Source organism: Rhizobium sp. CB3060 (genome assembly GCF_025200735.1).
GTDB lineage: Bacteria > Pseudomonadota > Alphaproteobacteria > Rhizobiales > Rhizobiaceae > Rhizobium.
Map to the genome: position 1 here is coordinate 196,033 of NZ_CP104158.1, position 23,303 is coordinate 219,335.

The 23,303-nt window shown below is 61.1% G+C and carries 20 protein-coding genes; 15 read left to right on the forward strand and 5 right to left on the reverse strand.

The genetic code is table 11. From position 1 onward, the window contains the following. Positions 1 to 8: 8 nt before the first annotated feature. On the reverse strand, positions 9 to 2,078 hold the full coding sequence (locus N2601_RS00965) for an ATP-dependent helicase (RefSeq protein WP_104821970.1): 2,070 nt from the start codon (positions 2,076 to 2,078) through the stop codon (positions 9 to 11). A 269-nt stretch (positions 2,079 to 2,347) separates the two neighbouring features. Between N2601_RS00965 and N2601_RS00970 the strand changes: the two genes are divergently transcribed. Continuing rightward, positions 2,348 to 3,223 (forward strand): SMP-30/gluconolactonase/LRE family protein, encoded by an 876-nt coding sequence (locus N2601_RS00970; protein WP_104821971.1) that lies wholly within the window; start codon positions 2,348 to 2,350, stop codon positions 3,221 to 3,223. 55 nt (positions 3,224 to 3,278) lie between these two features. Here N2601_RS00970 and secD read toward each other — a convergent pair whose 3' ends face one another. The 3 genes from secD to N2601_RS00985 all read right to left on the reverse strand — a co-directional run bounded on the left by secD (position 3,279) and on the right by N2601_RS00985 (position 8,219). After that, positions 3,279 to 5,834, reverse strand: a complete 2,556-nt coding sequence (gene secD / locus N2601_RS00975) for a protein translocase subunit SecD (protein WP_104821972.1) — start codon at positions 5,832 to 5,834, stop codon at positions 3,279 to 3,281. A gap of 93 nt (positions 5,835 to 5,927) precedes the next feature. After that, a complete protein-coding gene (locus N2601_RS00980; protein ID WP_260303344.1) occupies positions 5,928 to 6,299 on the reverse strand; it encodes a hypothetical protein in 372 nt (123 codons plus the stop codon). A 66-nt stretch (positions 6,300 to 6,365) separates the two neighbouring features. After that, positions 6,366 to 8,219 carry a cation:proton antiporter domain-containing protein gene (locus N2601_RS00985; RefSeq protein ID WP_104821974.1) on the reverse strand — a complete coding sequence of 618 codons (1,854 nt, stop codon included), beginning with the start codon at positions 8,217 to 8,219 and terminating at the stop codon, positions 6,366 to 6,368. 103 nt (positions 8,220 to 8,322) lie between these two features. On the opposite strand from N2601_RS00985, the gene N2601_RS00990 reads away from it, so the two are divergent. Then, the gene (locus N2601_RS00990; protein ID WP_104824980.1) at positions 8,323 to 8,568 is read left to right on the forward strand and encodes a helix-turn-helix domain-containing protein; all 246 of its coding nucleotides are present in this window, start codon (positions 8,323 to 8,325) and stop codon (positions 8,566 to 8,568) included. Between the two features lie 97 nt (positions 8,569 to 8,665). On the opposite strand, the gene N2601_RS00995 is transcribed toward N2601_RS00990, so the two are convergent. Further along, on the reverse strand, positions 8,666 to 10,162 hold the full coding sequence (locus N2601_RS00995; RefSeq protein ID WP_104821975.1) for an ArnT family glycosyltransferase: 1,497 nt from the start codon (positions 10,160 to 10,162) through the stop codon (positions 8,666 to 8,668). A gap of 730 nt (positions 10,163 to 10,892) precedes the next feature. Here N2601_RS00995 and N2601_RS01000 point away from each other — a divergent pair. The 13 genes from N2601_RS01000 to visR all read left to right on the forward strand — a co-directional run bounded on the left by N2601_RS01000 (position 10,893) and on the right by visR (position 23,224). Beyond that, positions 10,893 to 12,539 (forward strand): globin-coupled sensor protein, encoded by a 1,647-nt coding sequence (locus tag N2601_RS01000; protein WP_260303345.1) that lies wholly within the window; start codon positions 10,893 to 10,895, stop codon positions 12,537 to 12,539. A gap of 62 nt (positions 12,540 to 12,601) precedes the next feature. Next, positions 12,602 to 12,898, forward strand: a complete 297-nt coding sequence (locus N2601_RS01005) for an STAS domain-containing protein (RefSeq protein WP_028751176.1) — start codon at positions 12,602 to 12,604, stop codon at positions 12,896 to 12,898. Next, complete coding sequence (gene cheY1 / locus N2601_RS01010; RefSeq protein WP_104821976.1) at positions 12,895 to 13,260, forward strand: chemotaxis response regulator CheY1; 366 nt, start codon at positions 12,895 to 12,897, stop codon at positions 13,258 to 13,260. The genes N2601_RS01005 and cheY1 overlap by 4 nt, the downstream gene beginning before the upstream one ends. Positions 13,261 to 13,275: 15 nt before the next feature. Next, positions 13,276 to 15,585, forward strand: a complete 2,310-nt coding sequence (locus N2601_RS01015) for a chemotaxis protein CheA (RefSeq protein WP_104821977.1) — start codon at positions 13,276 to 13,278, stop codon at positions 15,583 to 15,585. Positions 15,586 to 15,589: 4 nt separating this feature from the next. Further along, entirely contained in the window at positions 15,590 to 16,057 is a 468-nt protein-coding gene (locus N2601_RS01020) for a chemotaxis protein CheW (protein ID WP_104821978.1), read from the forward strand. Continuing rightward, positions 16,054 to 16,962, forward strand: coding sequence for a protein-glutamate O-methyltransferase CheR (gene cheR, locus N2601_RS01025; protein ID WP_104821979.1), 909 nt, complete (start codon positions 16,054 to 16,056; stop codon positions 16,960 to 16,962). Before N2601_RS01020 ends, cheR begins: the two co-directional genes overlap by 4 nt. Next, on the forward strand, positions 16,959 to 18,002 hold the full coding sequence (gene cheB, locus N2601_RS01030) for a protein-glutamate O-methylesterase CheB (RefSeq protein ID WP_104821980.1): 1,044 nt from the start codon (positions 16,959 to 16,961) through the stop codon (positions 18,000 to 18,002). Before cheR ends, cheB begins: the two co-directional genes overlap by 4 nt. Then, on the forward strand, positions 18,002 to 18,391 hold the full coding sequence (locus tag N2601_RS01035) for a response regulator (protein WP_004128537.1): 390 nt from the start codon (positions 18,002 to 18,004) through the stop codon (positions 18,389 to 18,391). Before cheB ends, N2601_RS01035 begins: the two co-directional genes overlap by 1 nt. Continuing rightward, complete coding sequence (gene cheD, locus N2601_RS01040; RefSeq protein WP_104821981.1) at positions 18,388 to 18,942, forward strand: chemoreceptor glutamine deamidase CheD; 555 nt, start codon at positions 18,388 to 18,390, stop codon at positions 18,940 to 18,942. Before N2601_RS01035 ends, cheD begins: the two co-directional genes overlap by 4 nt. Positions 18,943 to 18,959: 17 nt before the next feature. Continuing rightward, positions 18,960 to 19,349, forward strand: coding sequence for a chemotaxis protein CheT (gene cheT, locus N2601_RS01045; protein ID WP_104821982.1), 390 nt, complete (start codon positions 18,960 to 18,962; stop codon positions 19,347 to 19,349). A 165-nt stretch (positions 19,350 to 19,514) separates the two neighbouring features. After that, a complete protein-coding gene (gene fliF / locus N2601_RS01050) occupies positions 19,515 to 21,194 on the forward strand; it encodes a flagellar basal-body MS-ring/collar protein FliF (RefSeq protein ID WP_104821983.1) in 1,680 nt (559 codons plus the stop codon). Between the two features lie 534 nt (positions 21,195 to 21,728). Then, positions 21,729 to 22,466 (forward strand): transcriptional regulator VisN, encoded by a 738-nt coding sequence (gene visN, locus N2601_RS01055; RefSeq protein WP_104821985.1) that lies wholly within the window; start codon positions 21,729 to 21,731, stop codon positions 22,464 to 22,466. Between the two features lie 11 nt (positions 22,467 to 22,477). Continuing rightward, positions 22,478 to 23,224 carry a transcriptional regulator VisR gene (gene visR, locus N2601_RS01060; RefSeq protein WP_104821986.1) on the forward strand — a complete coding sequence of 249 codons (747 nt, stop codon included), beginning with the start codon at positions 22,478 to 22,480 and terminating at the stop codon, positions 23,222 to 23,224. Positions 23,225 to 23,303 lie beyond the last annotated feature (79 nt).

Below are 23,303 nucleotides of genomic sequence, written 5' to 3' on the forward strand. Positions count from 1 at the left end.
GCCCCAATTCACCGCCACATGCCGCGCATGCGCGCACCCACATCGACTCTTACCTGCCGCGCCCTGATGGCGGCGGCGCTTTCGGCGCGGGCCTGTGGCCAGCCGCAAACCTCGAAAAACTGCAGCAATGTCGCCGGAATGAAGCGCGTTCGCGAGGCAAAGACATGCCGGTCGCCCTGCGCATGCTGGCCATGGATGAAGAAGCGCTGCGGGATGACGAGATCGAGGCTGTCTTTGGCACGTGTCATGGCAACATAGAGCAACCGCCGCTCCTCCTCGATCTCGGAGGAGGAGCCGACCGCGAGATCTGCCGGAATGCAGCCATCGACGGCATTGAGGACAAACACCTTCGTCCATTCCTGGCCCTTGGCGGAATGGATGGTCGAGAGGATGAGATAATCCTCGTCAAGCAGCGGCGTGCCGGCCTGGTCGCTGGTGGCATCGGGCGGATCGAGCGTCAGTTCGGTGAGGAAGCGCTCGCGCGAGCCATAGCCGCTGGCGATCTGTTCGAGCTGGATCAGGTCCGCCTGGCGCGTCGCTGCGTCCTCGTGCGCCCGCTCCAGATGCGGTTCGTACCATTGCCGTACGAGGCCGATTTCCGCCGGCCATCCCGCCTTGCCGGCCTTCAACTCCTGCATGGTTGCAACGAAAGCCGTCCAGTCCTCTCCCGAGCGCGGCGGCGCCGGAAAATCGGCCAGGGCCGCCATTGGACTGGCCTGTTCGCCGATATGATCGAGCACGCGCTGGGCAGTCGAAGGGCCGACGCCCGGCAAAAGCTGCATCAGCCGGAAGCCGGCGACACGGTCGCGCGGGTTCTGGGCAAAGCGAAGGGTAGCGAGCATGTCCTTCACATGGGCGCTGTCGAGAAACTTCAGCCCGCCGAATTTGACGAAGGGAATGTTGCGGCGGGTGAGCTCGACTTCCAGCGGTCCGCTATGGCTTGAGGTACGGAAGAGCACGGCCTGCTGCTTGAGCTTGGCGCCGCTCTCCCGATTTTCCAGCACCTGATCGGCGATATAACGCGCCTGATCGCTTTCGTCGCGCACCGTGACCAGCCGCGGACGCTCAGCGCTCTGGCGTTCGGTGCGCAGGTTCTTGGTGAAACGCTCGGAGGCAAGATCGATCACCGCATTGGCGGCGGCGAGAATGGGTTGCGTCGAGCGGTAGTTGCGGTCGAGCGTGACGATATTGGCGGCGGGCGTAAAAGAGGTCGGAAAGTCGAGAATGTTGCGCACGGTCGCGGCGCGAAAGGAATAGATCGACTGCGCATCGTCGCCGACAACGGTCAGCCCGTGGCCGTCAGGTTTCAGCGCCAGCAGGATCGATGACTGCAGCCGGTTGGTATCCTGATATTCGTCGACCAGCACATGGTCGAAGCGGCCGCCAATATCCTCGGCGATCAGCGGTTCGTGCAGCATATGCGCCCAGTAGAGCAGCAGATCGTCGTAATCGAGCACGTTTTGCGCCTGCTTGGCGTCGACATAGGCCGCGAAAAGGTCGCGCAACTGCTTGTCCCAGGCGGCGCACCAGGGGAAGAAATCGCGCAGCACCTCTTCGAGCGGCGCTTCCGAATTGACGGCGCGGGAATAGATCGCGAGGCAGGTCGCCTTGGTCGGAAAGCGGTTTTCCAGCTTGGAGAAGCCGAGTTCGTGGCGAATGAGGTTCATCAGATCGGCGCTGTCTTCGCGGTCGTGGATCGTGAAGGCCGGGTCGAGGCCGATCTGTTCGGCGTAATCGCGCAGGAGCCGCGCGCCGATGCCATGAAACGTGCCGGTCCAGGCAAGTGCATCGGCCATGATGCCGGCATTGGCGCCAAGCACTTCCCGGCAGATGCGTTCGACGCGGCGGCCCATTTCGGCCGCCGCACGGCGGGAGAAGGTCATCAGCAGGATGCGGCGGGGATCGGCGCCTTTGACGATGAGATGCGCGACGCGGTGGGCCAGCGTATTCGTCTTGCCGGAGCCCGCGCCTGCGATCACCAGCAGCGGCCCGGCAATATGGCTGCCTTCGACCGTCGTGCCGTGCTCCACCGCCTGCCGCTGCTCCGGGTTCAGCTTTTCCAGATAGGCGGCGGTCATGGGCTCTCCTGAAGGCTTCGGACGGCGGGCGCACGAACATGGAATCGGCGACGAATCATGTTCGCAATAATATCCGAATGTTCGATGAATGTTCTGAATTGGCTAAAACTGTCAAGATCGGGCGGATCTGCACAAAGATGTGACCCTCCCGTCATGAATTTGGTTCAGATTTAACGAATACCCGGCTCGAAAAAGCTTTTGGGGTACTTATTTACCATCTGTGACACACGATTTTTGGGGTTTCGGTGCGCTGGGTAGGGTTCCCGAATATGAACGAGACGATGGCCACCGGATTGCGTCTGCCGGAGGGGCCTGTTGCCCTGACCGATGGTCGCATCGCGCTTGTGGAGACTGACGACAGTCGTCGTTGCCTGACGATGATTGTGGGCGGCATCCGCCGTGAAATCTGCCGTACCGGCGGCCGGCCGACCGGGCTCGCCGTCGATGGCGACAATTGTTTCTGGGTGGCGGGCGGCCCGGAAAACTCCCTTGTCCGGCTGTCTCCGGAAGGCCGCACCTTGCAGGTGATAGAAGGCGGCAATGACGGCGCGTTTCTCTACCCGAACGATCTGGCCTTTGGCCCTGACGGCCTGCTCTACATGACCGATTCCGGCGTCCGTATCTCCGATCTGCTCGACGGCGCTGATATCAATCCCGATTTTTTCCAGGCGCCCTATAACGGCCGTGTCTATCAGATCGATCCGGCGGAAGGCCGGGTGCAGCGCGTGCTGGCGACCGGTCTGCTCTATGCCAACGGCATAGCCTTCGGGCCGGACGGATTGCTCTATTACAGCGAGACATTGACCGGGAAAATCTATCGCCAGATCGTCGGCGGGCGGCAGGAACTATTTGCGCAGGTGATGCCGGCGCCTGCTGTGAAGGCGCTATGTGGACCGGCAGGCATGGCCTTTGATCGCAACGGCACGCTCTATTGCACGATTTATGGGCAAGGCGAGATTTGCATGGTTGATCCCGCGGGAAAGATCGCCGGCCGTATCCGCACCAATGGCACGCGGCCGGGCAACATCGCTTTCACCCTCGATGGCAAATATGCGCTGATTACCGAGCAGGAAAATGGTGTTTTGGAGAGAATAGTGGCGCCGCGGCCAGGACTGGCGCTGCACATGCCCGCCTTCGGATCTTGAGGCGGAAGGACATGCCCGGAAGCCGGGCATGTCCTCATTCATGTCTATCCGCCGTTTATTCGGCAGCAGGAATCTGCTTGTTGTCCTTGCCGGACTTGTCGTCCGACTCGGCGTCGTTGGCGACCGCCTTGGCATGGCGGCGGCGCCAATCGCCGAGGAACAGCAGGATCGGAGCGGCGATGAAGACCGACGAGGCGCCAGCGACGAGTATGCCGAACACCATCGGGATTGCGAAGCTGGAGACGGCGCTGCCGCCCCAGATCGCCATCGGCACCAGCGCCAGGAAGGCGGTGGCGTTGGTATAGAGGCTTCGCGCCAGGGTCTCGTTGATCGACTTGTCGATGATGTCGCGCAGTGGCATCGACTTATAGAGCCGCATGTTTTCACGCATACGGTCATAGACCACGACCTTGTCGTTCACCGAATATCCGACGAGCGTCAGGATCGCGGCGATGGCCGTCAGGTTGAAATCGAGGCCGGTGATCGCGAAGAAGCCGATCGCCTTGGTGACGTCGAGTACCAGCGTGACAATGGCTCCGACCGCGAACGGCCATTCGAAACGAAACCAGATGTAGAACAGCATCGCCAGGCTGGCGATCACGACCGACAGAATGCCGGCCCAGGCAAGTTCGCCCGAAACCTTCGGACCGATGACATCCGTCCCTTCGATGGTCGCGGTTGGGTCGATCTTGACGATTTCTGCCTTGAGCTTGGTGACCGCGGCTGTCTGTGCCTCTTCGCCGCCGTCCTGGCGTTGGGCGCGGACAAGGAGGCTGCTGTTGTCGCCGAAGGACTGCAGTGCGATTTCGCCGAGGCCGAGCGTGTTCAGGCCCTCGCGGAACGTCGCCAGATCGGCCGCGTCCTTGGTCTTGACCGACATCTGGATGCCGCCGCGGAAATCGACGCCGTAGTTGAGGCCTGGATGAATGAACAGGACCACCGAGGCGATCGACAGGATTGCCGAGACGGTGACGCCAAAGAAGCGGGCCTTCATGAACTGGATGTGCTTGTCATAGGGGCTGAAGGGGATCAGCGGCCTGATGTTGAGCACCTTCAGCTTGCGGCGACGGGTGATGGCGATCATCACGACGCGCACGAAGGCGACGGAGGTGAACATCGAGATAATGAGGCCGAGACCCATGGTCACGGCAAAGCCGCGAACCGGGCCGGAGCCGAAGTAGAACAGGATGGCGGCGGCGATCAGGGCCGTCATGTTGCCGTCGATAATCGTAGAATAAGCCTTCTTGAAGCCGTTATCGATGGCGGCGAAGGCGCCGCGGCCCTTGCGGGTTTCTTCGCGGATGCGCTCGTTGATGAGAACGTTGGCATCCACCGCAAGGCCGATACCAAGGACGACGCCGGCGATGCCGGGCAGCGTCAGCGTGGCGCCGACCAGCGTCAGGGCCGAGAAGGTCAGGACCGTGTGGATGAGCAGGGCAACATTCGCAAGAATCCCCCAGGCGCCGTAGAGCACGAAGATGAAGGCGGCAACCAAGACGAAGCCGATCAGGCCGCTATAGATGCCCTTCTGGATCGCGTCGCTGCCGAGGTCGGCGCCAACAGTGCGTTCTTCGATGACGGTGAGCTTGGCCGGCAGGGCGCCGGCGCGCAGCAGGGCTGCGAGCGTCGTCGCGCTGTCAGCGGTGAAGTTGCCGGAGATCTGGCCCGAACCGCCGGTGATCGGCTCACGAATGTTCGGCGCGCTCAGCACTTTGTTGTCGAGCACGATAGCGAAAGGCTTGCCGACGTTTTCGCGGGTGATTTCCGCAAAGCGGTTGGCGCCGGCGCTGTCGAAGCGGAAGGTGACGAGTGGCTCGTGCGTATTCGGATCGAAGCTGACGCGGGCGTCTGTGAGGCGGTCGCCGGCAAGCTCGATGCGATCGAGAACCGGATAGCTGTTGCCCTTGTCATCCTTCAGGATGGTAACACCGGGGCCGGGATTGTTCGGATCGACATTGTCGGCAAGCAGATGGAAGGACATCTTCGCGGTCGAGCCGAGCAGTTCGCGCAGACGCGACGGATCCTGTGCGCCCGGAAGCTGCACGAGGACGCGGTTGGGACCGACGCGCTGGATGGTCGGTTCGGCGACGCCCACCTGGTCGACGCGCTTGCGGATGACTTCCAGGCTCTGCTGGACGGCGGAATCGACGTTGGCGGCGATGCCGGCCGGCGAGAAGGACATGGCAATCGCGCTGCCGTTCGGCGTAATCGTCAGATCGGACTGGCCGGCGGAAAGGCCGGACGCGATCGTATTGGCGAGGGTCCGCAACTGAGTCACCGCATCGCCGCTCTGCGACGGATCAGTCAGAGTGACGACGATCTGATCACCATTGCGAACGATCGAACGGGTCAGGATGTTCTTGTCGCGCAGGACACGGCGCGAGTCTTGCAGCAGCGATTGCAGCCGGCCATTGGTCAGGTCCTTCTCGTCGACTTCGAGGACGAGATAGGAACCGCCACGAAGGTCGAGGCCGAGGGAAACCTGGCTGTGCGGAAGCCAGGACGGCATTTTGCTTAAGACCGACTGCGGCAGCACGTTCGGCAGGGCGATGAGAAAGCCAAGCACGATGATCACCGTATAGGTGAGCACCAGCCATCGTGAGGTGCGCATGAATATTATCCTTGAATACGCTAATGCCAGCGGAGCTTGCCGCTGGTGAACTTGGGGTCATGTCGGAGATGCGCCGTTAAGCGCGGGAACCGGTCAGACGAATGCAGCCGGCGGCGCGCGGGCGAGATAGGCGCGGAAAGGAAGCGATTCGTGCCGTGCGGCTGTGCCGCGTTCGCGCGGCTGCCGCGGATTGCTCAGAAGTCCGAGCGAGGGAAGGGTCGCAAGCGTTGCCGATCCGATATCGTGCCAGGTGGCTTTCGGCGTGACCGTGCGGTCGGCGACGACTATGCCGCGCACCGGATCGCGCAGGGCGACATAAAGCGGTTGGTTGTCCTTGCCGGAGGAGAAGGCCTCCGCATCCGCCCGCGCGGCGAGATTGATGCCGCCGCCGAGCGCCAGTCCGAGGTAGGCGAAAAAAGCGACAAACAGCGAGGCGATCACACGCGCTCCGGCGCGTCGCGTCATCCTGCTATCGTTCTCTTCGCTGTCGGCAGCGCCGAATTCGAACGGGTTCAACGGTTCAAAAGGCCTTCATTCCTTTGCCGGAGCGGATTCCGACGGTTCGGTGATGATATCAGGACGCTGCGCGTCTTCATAGTACGGCCTGTCATGATGCACTTGCGCAAGCCGGTCAACCATGCCCAGCGCGATTTCCCGCTCTCCCATGATCACCGTATCGGCTCCATATTGCTTGAGCACATCAACCTCGGCGTCGGAATGAGCGCGGGCGACGATCAGGATCGATGGATTGGCCGCGCGTGCCTGCTCGGCGGCACTGCAAGCTTCAAAGGTATTCGGAATAGCAATGACCAGGCTGCTGGCGCCGGAAATATTGGCATATGCCAGAACCTCCGCGGAGGCCGCATTGCCGTAGATCGCCTCGATTCCCTGCCGGGTGAGGTCGCCGATCCGCTTGTCGGAATCTTCGATGACCACAAAGGGCGTACCGGACGATTTAAGGCTCTCCCCGACGATGCTGCCGACGCGGCCATAGCCGATCAGCACCGCATGGCCCGTCAGTGTAACGGCGTGCAGCTCCTCACCGACCTCGTGGGCCATTGGCTGATCCGCGGAGGCAGGCGAGACTTCGCCCGCTGTCGACCGTTCTGCTTGCACCGCCGGCTCCGTGCTTTCCGGCATCTCGCTTTGCGGCCTGGTTTCCTGCGTCTTGCGCAGCCAGTCGCAGGCTATGAAGACAAGCGGGTTGAGAATGATCGAGATGATCGCGCCGCCAAGGATCAGATCGCGGCCTTCGCCAGGCAGCAGGCCGAGATCGAAGCCGAGCGCGGCGAGGATGAAGGAGAATTCGCCGATCTGCGCCAGGCTGGCGGAGATGGTCAGCGCCGTGCTCATCGGCTTGCGGAAGGCGAGCACGATGAAGAAGGCGGCAACCGACTTGCCGATCACGATGATGAACACGGTCGCCAGCAGCGGCAGCGGATTGTCGATCAGGATGTTCGGATCGAACAGCATGCCGACCGAGACGAAGAACAGCACGGCAAAGGCATCGCGCAGCGGCAGGCTTTCCTGCGCGGCTCGGTGGCTGAGCTCGCTTTCCGACAGGATCATGCCGGCGAAGAAGGCGCCGAGTGCCAGCGACACGCCGAAGAGTTTCGCGGCCCCGAAGGCGACGCCGAGCGCAATCGCGAGGACACCGAGGCGGAAGAGTTCACGCGAGCCGGTATGGGCGATGCGGTGTAGGATCCAGGGAATGATCCGCCGGCCGACGACCAGCATCAACCCGACGAAGGCGGCGACCTTCAGCAACGTCATGCCGATAATGCCGGTGATGCCGAGATCGAGGCCAAGCAAGCGGCTGAGGCCGGCCGATAGCGGCTCGGCCGTGCCATGACCGTCGGCCGAGATGCTGGCTGCAGCCGGGATGAGGACGAGCGCCAGCACCATGGCCAGGTCCTCGACGATCAGCCAGCCGACCGCGATCTTGCCGCGCTCGCTTTCGACCAGCCGCCGCTCCTGCAAGGCTTTCAGAAGGACGACCGTCGAGGCGACGGAGAGCGCGAGGCCGAAGACCAGGCTGCCACCCAGCGGCCAACCCATCAAGGCGCCAAGCCCCCAGCCGAGCAGGGTGGCGAAGGCGATCTGGACGATCGCGCCGGGAACTGCGATGCCGCGCACCGACAGCAGGTCCTTCAGTGAAAAATGCAGGCCGACGCCGAACATCAACAGGATGACGCCAATTTCGGCGAGTTCCGGCGCAAGGCTCTGGTCGGCCACGAAGCCGGGCGTATGCGGACCTGCAAGCACGCCCGCGATGAGATAGCCGACGAGCGGCGGCAGCTTGAATCGATTGGCGATGGCGCCGAAGATGAATGCCAGCACAAGGCCCATGACGATGGTCGAAATCAAGGGCGTGTCGTGCGGCATCGCTGTCTCCTTCGATACTGGAAATCCCGTGCGGTTTATGACATATTTGGCTTATGTTGACCAATATGGGTGAATTTTGATCGTGAATCAAGGCCGCTACCCGATGATTCTTACACCCGCACTCTGCCGCGCGGCACGCGGGCTGCTCGACTGGACACAGTTGGATATAGCCGAGAGAGCCGGCGTGTCGCGGAGTACGATCCGCGATTACGAGGGCGGGCGCCACGACATTCACCGGGCGACCGAGGCGCAACTGCGTCTGGCCTTCGAAGATGGCGGGGTCGTCTTCGTGGAAATGCCGGAACTTGGTTGGGGCGTCTGCCTCCGTCCGGCTTCCGACCGCGGTTAGAGCGGTTTCGCGTTTCACGGAATCGCTTTCCCGCTCTATCCCTTTGTTTTTACGCATTCCGGACGGAAAACCGCTTCGCACTTTTCCTGGAATTGCTCTAAGGCTTGGGCGCCAGGCAGCTTGGCGAGAGACGGTAGGCGTAGAGCGCCCTGCCTTTCATATTGCCGAAATCCGGCGACCAATTCTTGATGAGTTCCGAGCGCCCCGCGGTGCAATCGAACGGTTCGTCGTCGATATAAAGCACCTCGTCCGTCACGGTGGGTGGCAGCGAAAAATTCTGCTCGTAATAGCTCTTCGGGAAACCGCCGGAATTGCGGGCGTAGATATGATAGGGCTTGCCCTTCAGCGTATAGAACAGATCGGCAAGAATATCGCGGTTATCGGCGACGATGGTTGAGGTATTCGCCTGCGCGGCGATATCGGCGATCTCTAGGCTGATGGCGCTGCGGCCGACATATCGTTTCATGACCAGATCGCCGTTCGGCAGCTTGATGTCATAGGCAAACACGGTCAGGACCGGCAACAGGAAGGCAACGACCGAGCCGATGACCAGCGAAACGACGAGACCCTTCTTCGTCAGGCGGTGGAGGAGCCAGACGGCGAGGATCGTGCCGGCGGCATAGGCGGTAACCGCCCAATTGGCATAGGCCTTGGCAAACAGCGCCTGCAGCGTGATCAACGCCACGACCGGAACTGACAGCCAGACGAGCAGCTTTTCCCTGTCGTCGCTTTGCCCGCGGATCATCCGCCAGGCGGCCCAGAGCATGCCATAGAAGATGACGGGACCGACGACGCCGAACTGCGCGCCGACGAATCCGAGCGCGGCGAGCAGGTGCTTCACCAATCCGCCGCCTTTTCCATCGCCATTCCAATGGGCAATACTTTCGGTGTGGCGCACCGTTGCTGCATCATGAGCGAAATTCCACCAGAGATTCGGGGAAACGACGATCGCGCCAGCGATGGCGGCGATGAGCACGTCCCGCCAGGCAATGCGTGCCGAACGCAGTGTCAGCATGGCGATGCCGACGCCCGGCAGCAGAAACAGCACCGAATATTTCGTCAGGAAGGCGATCCCGAGGCTCACGCCGAGGATCAGCGCCTCGGTGATCGAAGAGCGCTTGGTGAGGCCGAGAAAGGCCCAGATGGCAATGGTGACGAACAGGATCTGGATCGTGTCCGTCGACATCAGCACGGCCGAAAGCGAGGCCGCCGGCAGGGTGACGAAGATGACACCGACCCAGGGCTCGATCTCCCGCCCGGCATCCCCCTCGATCAGCCGCCGCGTCGTGCGCATCAGCATCAGGGCGGTGGCGAGATGGAAGAGAGGCGCCGAAACGCGGATCCAGAAAGTCGAGTCCGATCCCGATATCGCATTGAAAAAGCGAATGACCCAGGCGATGACCGGCGGCTTCGAATAATAGCCGAAGTCGAGGTTCTGGCCCCAGAACCAATATTGAGCCTCGTCGACGAAAAGGTCCGTTCTATTGAAGAACAGCATCACCACACGCCAAAGCGTGACGCCGAAGATGATTGTAAGACCAAGCCGCAGTGAAAGTGTCTTGTGGCTCGTTTCGGTATAGGTGGTGTCGGACATCAACAGGTCGATCTCGGTGCCGGGTCGTCAGGCTTCATACGGAAGTATCGAGCCCGACGCTAGTTCTCGCAGAGAGAACGACGGTAAAAGCGCGGCCGATACCACGCGTTCAAGTATCTTCACAAGATATTTGGTCGTCTGTAGACGGCTGAAGCGGGATGCTCAGAGTACGCGCGGAGCGATTTTGCTGCGGGCCTCGTTGATGAGGCTCAGGAACACGAAGGCAGCAAGCGTCATGCCGGCCGTCAACGAAGCAGTCAAACCAAGAACAATCATTGCTCTCTCCGTATCGACATCGAAGGTGTCTCTACTTACCGGATTAGAGCATGAAGCTTGCCTGTGACTTGCGGCTACTTCGCTTTTTACTCAAAACGGCCGCCGACAGAATTCGAACCCGAAATAGTTTAAATCAAAACGGGATAGCGGACGGGGCTTATTAACCTTCAAGCAAGGAATTAACCATAAACATTGAACTAGCACGTCGGAATGGGAAAACTGTCACTCGTTCTCACCAGGCATGAAGCCGCCCCGTCGTACCGGGTCAGATCCGGTATCCATGTCATCAAACGGTCCGAACACAGACTGTGATGAACGAGCGAGCTTCAGCGTCCCGGTCAATAGCGGACCGGCGGCGGCGTGCGCCTTTCCTCGTCTCCTCATCGCATCTGAACCGGATCATTCAGTGGTTTCGCCGGCGTTGTCTACGCCCGGCAGTTCGGTGGGGACGATTTTGGCGCAGGATTCGCCATCAGATCAGGCAGGACGGGCGCAGGCGGGCAGCCTTCGCGACCGCTTGCGTTTTGCTGGTCTCGATGCCGAGCAGTGCGAAATCGTGCGCCGCAACCGGCCGATGCTGGACGCGCATCTGAAAGCCGGCCTGCGCGATCTCTTCCACCGTCTCCAGACTTTTCCGGACGCCGCCCGCAATTTTACGAGCGAAAGCCAGCTCGAACGGCTGCAAGACCTGCAATCCTCGCATTGGGGTGTGCTGACGGACGCCCGTTTCGACAGCCTCTATGCCGAACGCGTCAAGGTTCTCTCCGACAGCGAAAGCAAGATGGGGCTTGACCCGCGCTGGCACGTCGCCGGTCATGGCGTGGTTCTGGAGCATGTCCTTGCCGGTATCGTCGGTGAGATGGGCGGCCGCGCCATCCTGCCAAGCGCCAAGCGCCGAGCCCGCGAGCTGAGCGAGCTTATCACCGCCGCCGTCCGCCTCGTCATGGTCGATGTCGAAATCGCCGTATCGCTGCGCTTCAACGAGCTGCGGCTCAACCATCAGCGGGCGCTTGCCGAACAGCGCAGCGCCGATCATGCCGAAGCCGCCGGCCTCTTCGCCGATGTTATCAGCAGCCTCGCGGAACGCGATCTGACCTCCCGCTTGCCTGCCGATGGTCCGGAAGCCTATGCCGAACTGGCGCAGACGCTGAATGCCGCCCTGGACGATATCCACCAGCAATTTGCGGCATTGTCCGGCAGAGTGCAGGCGGCCGATGCGGCGACGGATGCCATCGCACGCGATTCCCGCTCCCTCGCTCAGAATTCGATGGAGCAATCCCAGGGGCTTGCCGCCTCGGCAAGGCAGCTTGCCGAACTGGCTGATCAGGTTCGCAGCAATGCCGCGAGCACCCGGAAAGCAGAGCGCGCCGCCGCCTCCACCCGTGTTGCAGCCGAAGACAGTGGCCGGGTCGTCGGCCAGGCGATTTCCGCCATGGCCGATATCGAAACTTCGGCGGAAAAGATCGGCCAGATCATCGGTGTCATCGACGAGATCGCCTTCCAGACCAATCTTTTGGCGCTCAACGCCGGTATCGAAGCCGCGCGCGCCGGTGATAGCGGCCGCGGCTTTGCCGTCGTCGCCCAGGAAGTCCGCGCGCTCGCCCAACGCTCCGCCGATGCGGCCCGGGAGATCAAGGTGCTGGTGACAGGCACCAAGGCGCAGGTCGATGCCGGCGTGCAGATGGTCGGCCGCACGCAGGAAGCGATCGGCGGCATCGTCCGCCAGGTGACCGATATTAACGACGCTATCTCCGGCATCGCAGCCGCCACCGATGAACAGGCAGCCGGTCTGCGTACGGTGACGACGGATATCGGTGGCTTCGGCGAACGCGCCGCTGCCACCGAAAGCCTCGCCCGTCGCTCGAACGAAGGCGCCGATCATCTTCATACCGTCATCCTCGAACTTGGTCAGACGATCCGCGAGTTCCGCCTCGAGCGCGAGCGCCGCCACGCGGCTGTGCCGCGGCCGGTGACCGCAGCGCAACGCTTGCCGATCGCCTGGCGCGACGAAGGGGCTGCCGGGCGTGACGAGGGCAGTGCTGCCGAATTCGAATTTCCGCTTCGCAGGGCCGGGCTTGGAGGCGAACGGAATGTTTACTGACATCTCTATTTTATGCGCATGCGGGCTGTGGGACCCGATTTTAGGCAACAAGGAATAAAGCGATGCCGAGCAGGAAGGGCGAAAAGACAATCAGTCTGGCTGCGGTGCTGGACCTCAATGAAGCCTCGACGCTTCGCGGCAAGTTGGTGGGGCTGCGCGGCAGCAATGTCGTGATCGACGCATCCGGCGTCGAGAGGATCGGCGCCTTGTGCGTCCAGGTCATCATGGCAGCCGCCAAGACTTGGGATGAAGACAAGCTGTCCTTCACCTTTTCGAAGGTGTCGGATGCATTTCAAAAAACGATGCAGTTGATCGGCGTCGACATCGATCACCTGCTTGCCAAGGAGATCCGGCAATGAAGAAAAAAGTACTGACCGTGGATGATTCACGGACCATTCGAAACATGCTTCTCGTCACCCTCAACAATGCCGGCTTCGAGACCATTCAGGCCGAAGACGGCGTCGAGGGTCTCGAGGTTTTGGAAGAAGCCAATCCCGACGTCATCGTCACGGACATCAACATGCCGCGCCTCGATGGTTTCGGCTTCATTGAGGGCGTCCGTCGCAACGACCGGTACCGGGCCATCCCGATCCTGGTGCTGACGACCGAAAGCGACGCCGAAAAGAAGAACCGTGCCCGTCAGGCCGGGGCGACGGGCTGGATCGTCAAGCCCTTCGATCCCGCCAAGCTGATCGATGCCATCGAGCGTGTAACCGCTTAAACAGGATCTGTTCCTATGGATATGAACGAAATCAAAGAGATTTTCTTCCAGGAGTGCGAAGAGCAGCTCGCCGAACTGGAATCCGGTCTCCTGAAAATGAATGATGGCGACCGGGATCCGGAAACCGTCAACGCTGTCTTCCGTGCCGTTCATTCCATCAAGGGTGGGGCAGGGGCCTTTGGTCTGGATGACCTTGTCGCCTTTGCCCATGTCTTCGAGACCACGCTCGATTGCGTTCGATCCAACAAGCTGGAGCCGACCCAGGATGTCCTGAAGGTCATGCTCAAGGCCGCCGACGTTCTGGCGGACCTGACCAACGCCGCCCGTGACGGCGGCAGTGTCGATCAGGCCCGTAGCAGGGGCCTGGTCAAGGAACTGGAAGCGTTGGCCCATGGCGAATTGCCCTCGGCACCGTCAGCCGCTGAAGCTGCGCCGAAGCCCGTGAAGGCGGCAGCGCCCGCACCGGCGCCTGCTCCTGTCAAAGCCGCACCCGCTCCCACGGATGACAGCGGTTTTCAGCCGATCCCCTTCAGCTTCGACGATGATTTCGGTGGCGACGAAGCGTCTGCGGGCATGCCGGAATACGAAGTCAGCTTCAAGCCGCGCTCCGACCTCTACGCCAAGGGCAACGATGCCACGCTGCTGCTGCGCGATCTCACGCGCGTCGGCGAAATGAGCATTCATTGCAATATGGACGCCCTGCCGGGCCTCGATCAGCTCGACCCCGAAGGCGCGTATTTCAAGTGGACGATCTCGGTCAAGACGGACAAGGGCGAAGACGCTATCCGCACGGTCTTCGAATTCGCCGAATGGGATTGCGAGCTGGATATCCGGCTGATCGAAGACGCTGCCTCGCCTGTCGGCGGTGATGAAGAGCTGCCGATGATCCCCGTGCCCTTCGATCTCTCCGCTCTGGACGGTGACGAGCCGGCTGTGGAAACTGCCGAAGCGCCGAAACCGAAAAGCGATGCCGCTGCCGCTGTTGCCGCCGCTGAAACGGCCAGCAATGTCACGCAGCTTGCCGCTGCCGCCGCTCGTGTCGAAAAGAAGGAAGCAGCGGCAGCCGCCGCCGCTGCCGCTGCCAACGCCGCCGCGCAGAACAATGCCGCCGCTGGCGCCGGGCAGACCATCCGCGTCGATCTCGATCGCGTCGACCGGCTGATCAACCTCGTCGGCGAGCTTGTCATCAACCAGGCGATGCTCTCGCAGAGCGTCATCGAGAACGATAACAATGGCGCGTCCTCCATCAATATGGGCCTCGAGGAGCTGCAGCAGCTCACACGCGAGATCCAGGACAGCGTCATGGCGATCCGCGCCCAGCCGGTGAAGCCGGTCTTCCAGCGCATGTCGCGTATCGTCCGTGAAATCGCCGACATGACCGGCAAGTCGATCCGCCTGATCACCGAGGGTGAAAACACCGAAGTCGACAAGACGGTCATCGACAAGCTGGCCGAGCCGCTGACCCATATGATCCGCAATGCCGTCGACCACGGCGTTGAAACGCCGGAAAAGCGCACGGCGCTCGGCAAGAACCGGGAAGGCACGGTTCGCCTGACGGCAAAACATCGTTCCGGCCGCATCCTGATCGAACTCGCCGACGACGGCGCCGGCATCAACCGCGAAAAGGTGCGTCAGAAGGCGATCGACAACGATCTCATCCCCGCCGATGCCAACCTTTCGGACGAAGAGATCGACAACCTGATCTTCCTGCCGGGCTTCTCGACGGCCGATAAGATCTCCGACATTTCCGGCCGCGGCGTCGGCATGGACGTGGTCAAGCGCTCGATCCAGGCGCTCGGCGGCCGCATCAATATCAGCTCCAAGCCCGGACACGGCTCGGTCTTCACCATGAGCCTGCCGCTGACGCTGGCCGTCCTCGACGGCATGGTGGTGACGGTCGCCGGCCAGACCCTGGTCGTGCCGCTGACGGCGATCGTCGAAACCTTGCAGCCCGAGGCTTCCGCCATCCACTCCTTCGGCGCCAACCACCGCCTGATCTCGATCCGCAACAGCTTCTGCCCGCTGGTCGATGTCGGCCGCATCCTGAACTTCCGCGCCACGCAGGCCAATCCGGTCGACGGTGTTGCGCTGCTGGTGGAATCGGAAGGCGGCGGACAGCGTGCTCTGATGGTCGATGCCATCCAGGGCCAGCGCCAGGTGGTCATCAAGAGCCTCGAAGCGAACTACACGCACGTGCCCGGCATTGCCGCAGCAACGATCCTTGGCGATGGGCGCGTTGCTCTCATCCTCGACGTTGATGCCGTGGTCGGCGCCTCCCGCGGGCAGTCGCTGAAGGCTGAAATATCGTACGCAGCGGCGGGTTGAGCCTATGTCATATGCCGTCAAGAACCTGACCCAGGGTGCCCGTGAGCTGATCGCCTTTCGCATCGGCGATCAGGAATTCTGCGTCGATATCATGTCGGTCCGTGAAATCCGCGGCTGGACGCCGGCGACGGCCATGCCGCATGCGCCAGCCCATGTCCTTGGCATTATCAACCTGCGCGGCGCTGTCTTGCCGATCGTCGATCTCTCGGCCCGCCTCGGCATGAAGCGCGCCGAGCCGACCGCGCGTCATGTGATCATCGTGGCGCAGGTCAAGCGTAAGGTCGTCGGCCTGCTGGTCGACGCCGTGTCCGATATTCTGACGGTCACCGACGACAATATTCAGCCGACACCGGAAATCTCTTCCGATTATGAGCGGCAGTTTGCACGCGGCATCCTGGCGATCGACCGCCGCATGATCTGCCTTATCGAACTCGAAACCCTGTTCCCGGACAGCGAAAGCGAAGCTGCATGAGCATTATGGGAGCGACAGATTTCAGGGCATCCCCGGACGAGGTGCTGGCCAGCGGCGAATATCCGCTGACACGGCGCGATCTCTCTGAAATTGCCGCCATGATCTACTCGGACGCCGGGATTTCTCTCAACGAGACCAAAGCCTCGCTGGTCTATTCGCGGCTGTCGAAACATATCCGCGCGCTGGGTTTGCCGGGCTTTCGCGATTATTGCCAACTGGTCTCCTCGCCGGCGGGCGCGGCGGCGCGGCGCGAGATGCTGTCGCATCTGACGACGAATTTCACCCGCTTCTTCCGCGAGAACCATCATTTCGATCATCTGCGCGACGAGGTTCTCCCCGGCCTTCTGGCGCGCGCCAAGAGTGGCGGTCGCGTTCGCATCTGGTCGGCTGCCTGTTCCGACGGACAGGAGCCCTATTCCATCGCGCTCACGGTTCTGTCACTGCTGCCGAACGTCGCCGAGCTCGATTTCAAGATTCTGGCAACGGACATTGATCCGAAGATCCTCGGCCTTGCTCGCGCGGGTGCCTATGACGAGACGTCGCTCGAGACGGTTTCGCCCGCCATGCGCAAGCAATGGTTCCAGGAAGTCGAGGTCCAGGGGCGCCGCAAGTTCCAGATCGACGATCGCGTCAAGCGGCTGATCACCTTCAACGAGCTGAACCTGATGGCGCAATGGCCGTTCAAGGGCCTGTTCGACGTCATCTTCTGCCGCAACGTCGTCATCTATTTCGACGAGCCGACGCAGACGAAGATCTGGTCGCGCTTCGCCGGCCTGCTGCCGGAGAACGGCCATCTCTATATCGGCCATTCCGAGCGCGTCTCCGGCGAGGCCAAGCACGTCTTCGACAATATTGGCATTACCACCTATCGCCGCATTGCCAATTCCACCGGGAGGAAAGCATGAGCGCTCCCGCCCGTGTTCTTGTTGTCGACGACTCCGCAACCATGCGCGGCCTGATTACCGCCGTTCTGAGCTCCGATCCGGAGGTCGACGTCATCGGTCAGGCCGGCGACGCGATGGAAGCGCGTGCGGCGATCAAGGCACTCAATCCGGACGTCGTGACGCTCGATATCGAGATGCCGAACATGAACGGCCTCGATTTTCTCGAAAAGATCATGACGCTGAGGCCCATGCCGGTCATCATGGTATCGACCATGACGCATCGCGGCGCCGAGGCGACCCTGACGGCCCTTGAAATCGGCGCGTTTGATTGCGTCGGCAAACCTGCTCCCGGCGAGCCGCGTCCTTTCGGCGATCTGGCGGAAAAGGTGAAGGCGGCCGCCCGTTCGCAGCGGCAATATAGCAAGCCTGCCGCCAACAATACACAGCCGCCGGCGACCGCGGATTTCCGCGTCGGCCGCAAGATTGTCGCGATCGGTTCGTCCACCGGCGGCGTCGAGGCATTGATCGCGGTCCTGCAGAAATTCCCGGCCAATTGCCCGCCGACCGTCATCACCCAACACATGCCGCCAAGCTTTACCCGCAGTTTTGCCGAACGGCTCAACCGCCTCTGCGCACCCGTGGTGCAGGAGGCGACCGATGGTGCGCGGCTGGAAATCGGCAAGATCTACCTGGCGCCCGGCGGCGATCGGCATTTGCAGGTCGCCAATACATCGGCACCCCATTGCCGCCTGGTCGACCGCGGACCTGTCAACGGCCATCGTCCATCCGTCGATGTGCTCTTCGATTCAGTCGCCGAGCTCGCCGGCCGCAACGCGGTCGGCGTGATCCTGACCGGCATGGGGCGCGACGGCGCCGCCGGCCTTCTGAAGATGCGCCATGCCGGCGCACGCACCATCGGTCAGAACGAAAAGACCTGCGTGGTCTACGGAATGCCGAGGGTTGCGTTCGAGTTGGGTGCAGTCGAGCAGCAGTTTCCGCTGAACGCCATTGGCGAGGAAATTTTGAAAGTAACAGCCGCCCGCAAGGAAGGGAGCGAATAATGTCTCTAGCGGAGAAAATCAAAGTTCTGATCGTCGACGATCAGGTCACCAGTCGTCTGTTGTTGAGCGACGCGCTGACGCAACTAGGTTTCAAGCAAATCACTGCTGCCGGTGACGGCGAGCAGGGCATGAAGATCATGGAGCAGCAACCACATCATCTGGTGATCTCCGACTTCAACATGCCGAAGATGGATGGTCTCGGCCTCTTGCAGGCCGTGCGCACCAATCCGACGACGAAGAAAGCGGCCTTCATCATCCTGACGGCGCAGGGCGACCGTGCGTTGGTGCAGAAGGCCGCCCAGCTCGGCGCCAACAACGTTCTCGCCAAGCCCTTCACCATTGAAAAGATGAAAGCGGCGATCGAGGCCGTGTTCGGAGCATTGAAATGATCGTCGAGGGTGCTGCCCGTCGCGTGCACATCATTCAGGGCGAGTACAAGGTCATCAACGACCCGGACGTGGTGCTGTCGACCATTCTCGGCTCGTGCGTGGCGGCATGCTTGCGTGATCCGATTGCGGGCGTCGGCGGCATGAATCATTTTCTGCTGCCGGGAACGGCTGCTTCGCCGACGAGTGGTGGTGATGCGACGCGTTACGGCGTGCACCTGATGGAGCTTCTGATCAACGGCCTCCTGAAGCAGGGCGCGCGTCGTGACCGGCTGGAGGCGAAGATCTTTGGCGGTGCGAAGACGATTGCCACCTTCTCCAATGTCGGCGAACAGAACGCTGCCTTCGCTATGCAGTTCCTGCGGGATGAAGGCATTCCGGTCGTCGGCTCCAGCACCGGCGGCGAGCATGGACGCAAGATCGAATATTGGCCGATCTCCGGCCGCGCCCGGCAATACCCGTTGACCGGCGCCGAAACGCAGAAGACCGTGGCTCTGGAACAGCGCCCCGTTGCCGCCCCGAAGCCGGTCGACAACACGATCGAATTTTTCTGATCAACGAGGACTACCTCATGACCACCATTCCGCGTCCCGAACCAATCGCCATGCAGGAAGCTCTCCCAGCCATCCTCATGCGCATAGTCTCGGAATTGCACGACGTCGCCTACCTGATCGAGCGCATCGAACCGCAACTGCTCGATCTCAGCGGCGTCAACGTGCTGGAATCGCCCGACTCTATGAAGGTCATGCAGGGCATCGATCTCGCCGTGCAGAAGACGCGGGGCATTGCCGAGTTCATCGACACCATCACCGGCGACATACCGGATGGCTGGATGGTCGATGTTGCGACGGCCCTGAGCCTGGTGAAGCTCGCCGAAATGCAGAAAGCTCTCGGCGGCGGCGGTCGCCATGGACATTCCCAACCCTTGGCCAAGGCCGCCGGCGACTTCGATTTCTTCTGATCGGAGCGCCGGCGCCTGATATTGTTTTTCTTATATTATCTCGGATAAATTTTTCGAGTTCTTCATTTTTCCTGCCCGGGACGAAACGCTCGCACAAGTTTCGATTTCTATCTTCGCTGCAGGGCACAAAGCCATCAGGTCTTTGACGAATCGTGCGAGAACAGAATGAATCTGTTAAATCAATTAGTTCCCTTGTTCAGGAATCTGCAGAACCTGGGGAGGACACGCCTGCTGATCATGGCGGGCGTCGGCGTCGTTTCCATGGCGCTGATTCTGTTTGCAGCCCTCTACGTCAATAAGCCTGCCCAGGAAACGCTCTATGTGGGCCTGGATGCAACCGATCTGAACCAGATCAGCATTGCGCTTGCCGAAGCCAACATCGGTTTCCAGGTGGGTACGGACGGCACCAGCCTCACCGTGCCGGCGGGCATGACCGGCAAGGCGCGCCTGCTTCTCGCCGAGCGCGGCCTGCCGAACAGCACCACCGCCGGCTACGAACTCTTCGACAATGTCGGCTCTCTCGGTCTGACCTCCTTCATGCAGGAAGTGACCCGCGTGCGTGCGCTCGAAGGCGAAATCTCCCGCACGATCACCTCGATCACCGGCATTAGCGCGGCACGCGTCCACATTGTCATGCAGGATGTCGGCAACTTCCGCAAAGCGGACCAGAAGCCGACGGCCTCGGTCATGATCCGGGCGAACGCCGAAGCGGGGCGCAAAGCGGCCCAGGCCATCCGCCATCTCGTTGCCTCTGCCGTTCCAGGCCTGGAAGTCGACGATGTTACGATCCTCGATTCCACCGGCCAATTGCTCGCCTCGGGTGACGATCCCGGCAATGGCGCGCTGAACCGCAATCTCGGCATCGTGCAGAATGTTCAGGACGAGGTCGAATCGAACATCAACAAGGCGCTTGCTCCATTTCTCGGCATGGACAATTTCCGCTCCAGCGTGACGGCGCAGCTCAATACCGATAGCCAGCAGGTGCAGGAAACCACCTACGATCCGGATTCGAAGGTCGAGCGCTCGGTTCGCACCACCAAGGAAGCGCAGAAATCGCAGCAGCGCCAGTCGGATACGGCAGCGACCGTTGAGCAAAACATTCCGCAGGCTGCCCCGCAGTCCGGTGGCAGCGGACCGACATCGAACGACCAGTCCGACAAGCGCGAAGAACAGACCAACTACGAAATCAACAGCAAGACGACCGCGACGACCCGCAACAGCTACAGGGTCGAGAAGCTCTCGGTGGCCGTGGTGGTCAACAAGGGCCGCATCGCCCAGATGGTCGGTCAGCCGGCCGATCAGGCGAAGGTCGACGCCTATATCGCCGAGATGCAGAAGATTGTCGCGACCGCTGCCGGCGTCGACACCACCCGCGGCGACGTGGTGACCGTCAATGCGATGGACTTCCTCGACAATCAACTGCTCGAGGACACCTCTTCCAGCTTCAACATCATGGATATGCTGAGCCGTAACATGGCTGGCATCATCAACTCGGCTGCCTTCGTCGCGGTTGCCTTCCTCATCGTCTGGATGGGCTTCCGTCCGCTGATCCGCTCGCTCGGCGGCGGTGTGGCCGGTGGCGCGGCTCTGCCGGAAGCGGCGGGCCTGGAACTGCCGGATTTCGCTCCCGCCGTCGGCGGGCCGGGTGCCGCCCTGATGGACGGCTTTGGCTCGGACTTCGGCTTCGACAGCACCGACGATCTGCTGACGATGGGCGAAGACGGCGGCACCTTCAACCGCCGCGTCAAGGAAGGGCCGGAACGCCGCCTCTCGCGCATGGTGGAAATCAGCGAGGAACGCGCCGCGAAGATCCTCAGAAAATGGGCCGTCGACAACGCTGCCTGATGAAAAGACCGGGAGATATTCCCGGTCTTTTCATGTCATCGGAAAGAACGCCGCTTGATCGTGCCAACTCTGGGTTTTCGCAAATATTTGCTTCACGTATGCGTACCGAAATCGAGTGACCGAACCTGTTGGCAAGACATTTCCTGGTCGGAAATTTCGTTGCTGGGTAGAAAGAATCGACTTACAATCATCATACCTATTCGGAGTTGCGTCGAAGCGGCGCGAATCAGACCATGAGATCCGTGTTTGGTGAATTCAGCGAATTTGGAGATGCCAGCACGCGGAGAAATCAGTCTATAGTTGGTTGATTGCGATTTGGGCGATTCGCATGCGCTTGCCGAAATCGAATTTATATATTAGCGCGCTTATCGCGTCATACGTCCGTATGGAATCGTATGGGGCGGAGTAATAAGTTGAGTTGGTGCAGATGCCTTTGCGAAGATCGATGCCGTCTTCGAGGTTATGCGCCGGGTCCAGACCGAGCAATGCTCTCGTTGGCGTTAGAGCGCCTAACAGCGGCAGGAAATGCAAAAAATGGACGTGCAGATATTGCAGGGGAGCAAAGGCGACAAGGATGTGCGATTGGCCGCGTCCGCCAATGCCATGTCGCGCGATCAACTCGTTCAGCAGTTGAGCGCCATTGCCGGCCCTGCCTATCTCCAATCTGGCCTGCGCGTGTTGACGGATTATGTCGGCGCCTCCCACTATCTTCTGGCCCGCTGCGACCTGATCCAGGAAAGCGGTCTCGACTTCGTCGTGTCCTCCGATTGGCCCTTCGATCTTGTTCGCCGTCTTGCTTCCGAGCTCACGAGCGGCTACGGCCGCACGGGCGAGCTTGAGAAATGCATGTCGCTGTTCCAGCCGAATTTTGCGTTCCTGCCGGATGATGTCGAGCTGCCGGAAGGCGTCAGCCGCCAATATTGCTCGCTGACCTTCAATGTTGGCCGCACGCGCTTCTCGCTGATGCTGCTTGCCCATGATGGTCTGTTGCTGTCGCCGGAGCGGCTGCGTGACGCCGGATTGCTGTCGGGTTACTTCGCGAGCTTCACGCGCTGCGTGGAAGGCAAGTCCGAGCGCGATTTCGATCTCACCGAGCGTGAGCTGGAATGCTTGTTCTGGATTGCCGAAGGCAAGACAAGCGACGAGATCGCCATGATCCTCGGCATCTCGCGCAACACCATCAACAACTATATCACCAGCGTCATGCGGAAGACCGCGACCAAGACGCGATCGGAAGCGATCGCCTTTGCTGTCAGAAACAACCTCGTTTGAAAGCCCGATGAATGCGATATCAGCCGGTTAGGACGACGGACACGCCAAGCGAAGGAAGGCTCGGCCGTTCGCATCGGATATCCAGCCGTTCTGATCTCTTCCCGAAGCTTGTGTCGATGCAGAAGCTGATCGACGCGCAGAATTTTGCAGTATATCGCCTCAGCGGCTCCGGCCTGCCGAGCAAGCAGCGCCTAGTCTGCGAGCTGGAAAATTGGGGCTCGACCAATACCGTCCTCAACAAGGCCTTTGTCGAAGCCTATGGCGAGGCGATGATCGAGCATATCGAAAAGTCGCTGCTGCCGCTGATGTGGAACGGCCGTGATAGCGACAGCACCGCCGAGACGCCCGATTTTGCCTCGTTCACCCAGCGCCTGAAACCGCATCTCCTGCCTTTTGCCGGCGTCGCCTTTCCGGTGCGCCTGGGATCGGTCGGCAACGGCTATGTCGTGTTCGCCGCAAAATTCATGGATCTGACGAGCGATATGATCGTCGAGCTGCATGGCCGTAGCTGCCAGATCATGATGGATCTCCTGTCGCTCGACGAGCGGCGGTCGCCGGCCGCCGAAGCGCTGAGCGAACGCGAGATCGCCTGCCTGCAGCTTGCAGGTGATGGCCGGATCAGCGAGGAAATAGCCGAAAAGCTGGGGCTGTCGGTGCACACCGTCAACGCCTATCTCGGTTCAGCGACGATCAAGCTCGACAGCGTCAACCGCATTCAGGCAATCGCAAAAGCTATCCGTTTCGGTTACATCAGCTAAAGCGCTTCTTTGGATCCAGAGCATCTTATCCGCTATCGGCTATTCCCAGCGGATAAGATCTTCCAGAAATTGTAGAAAG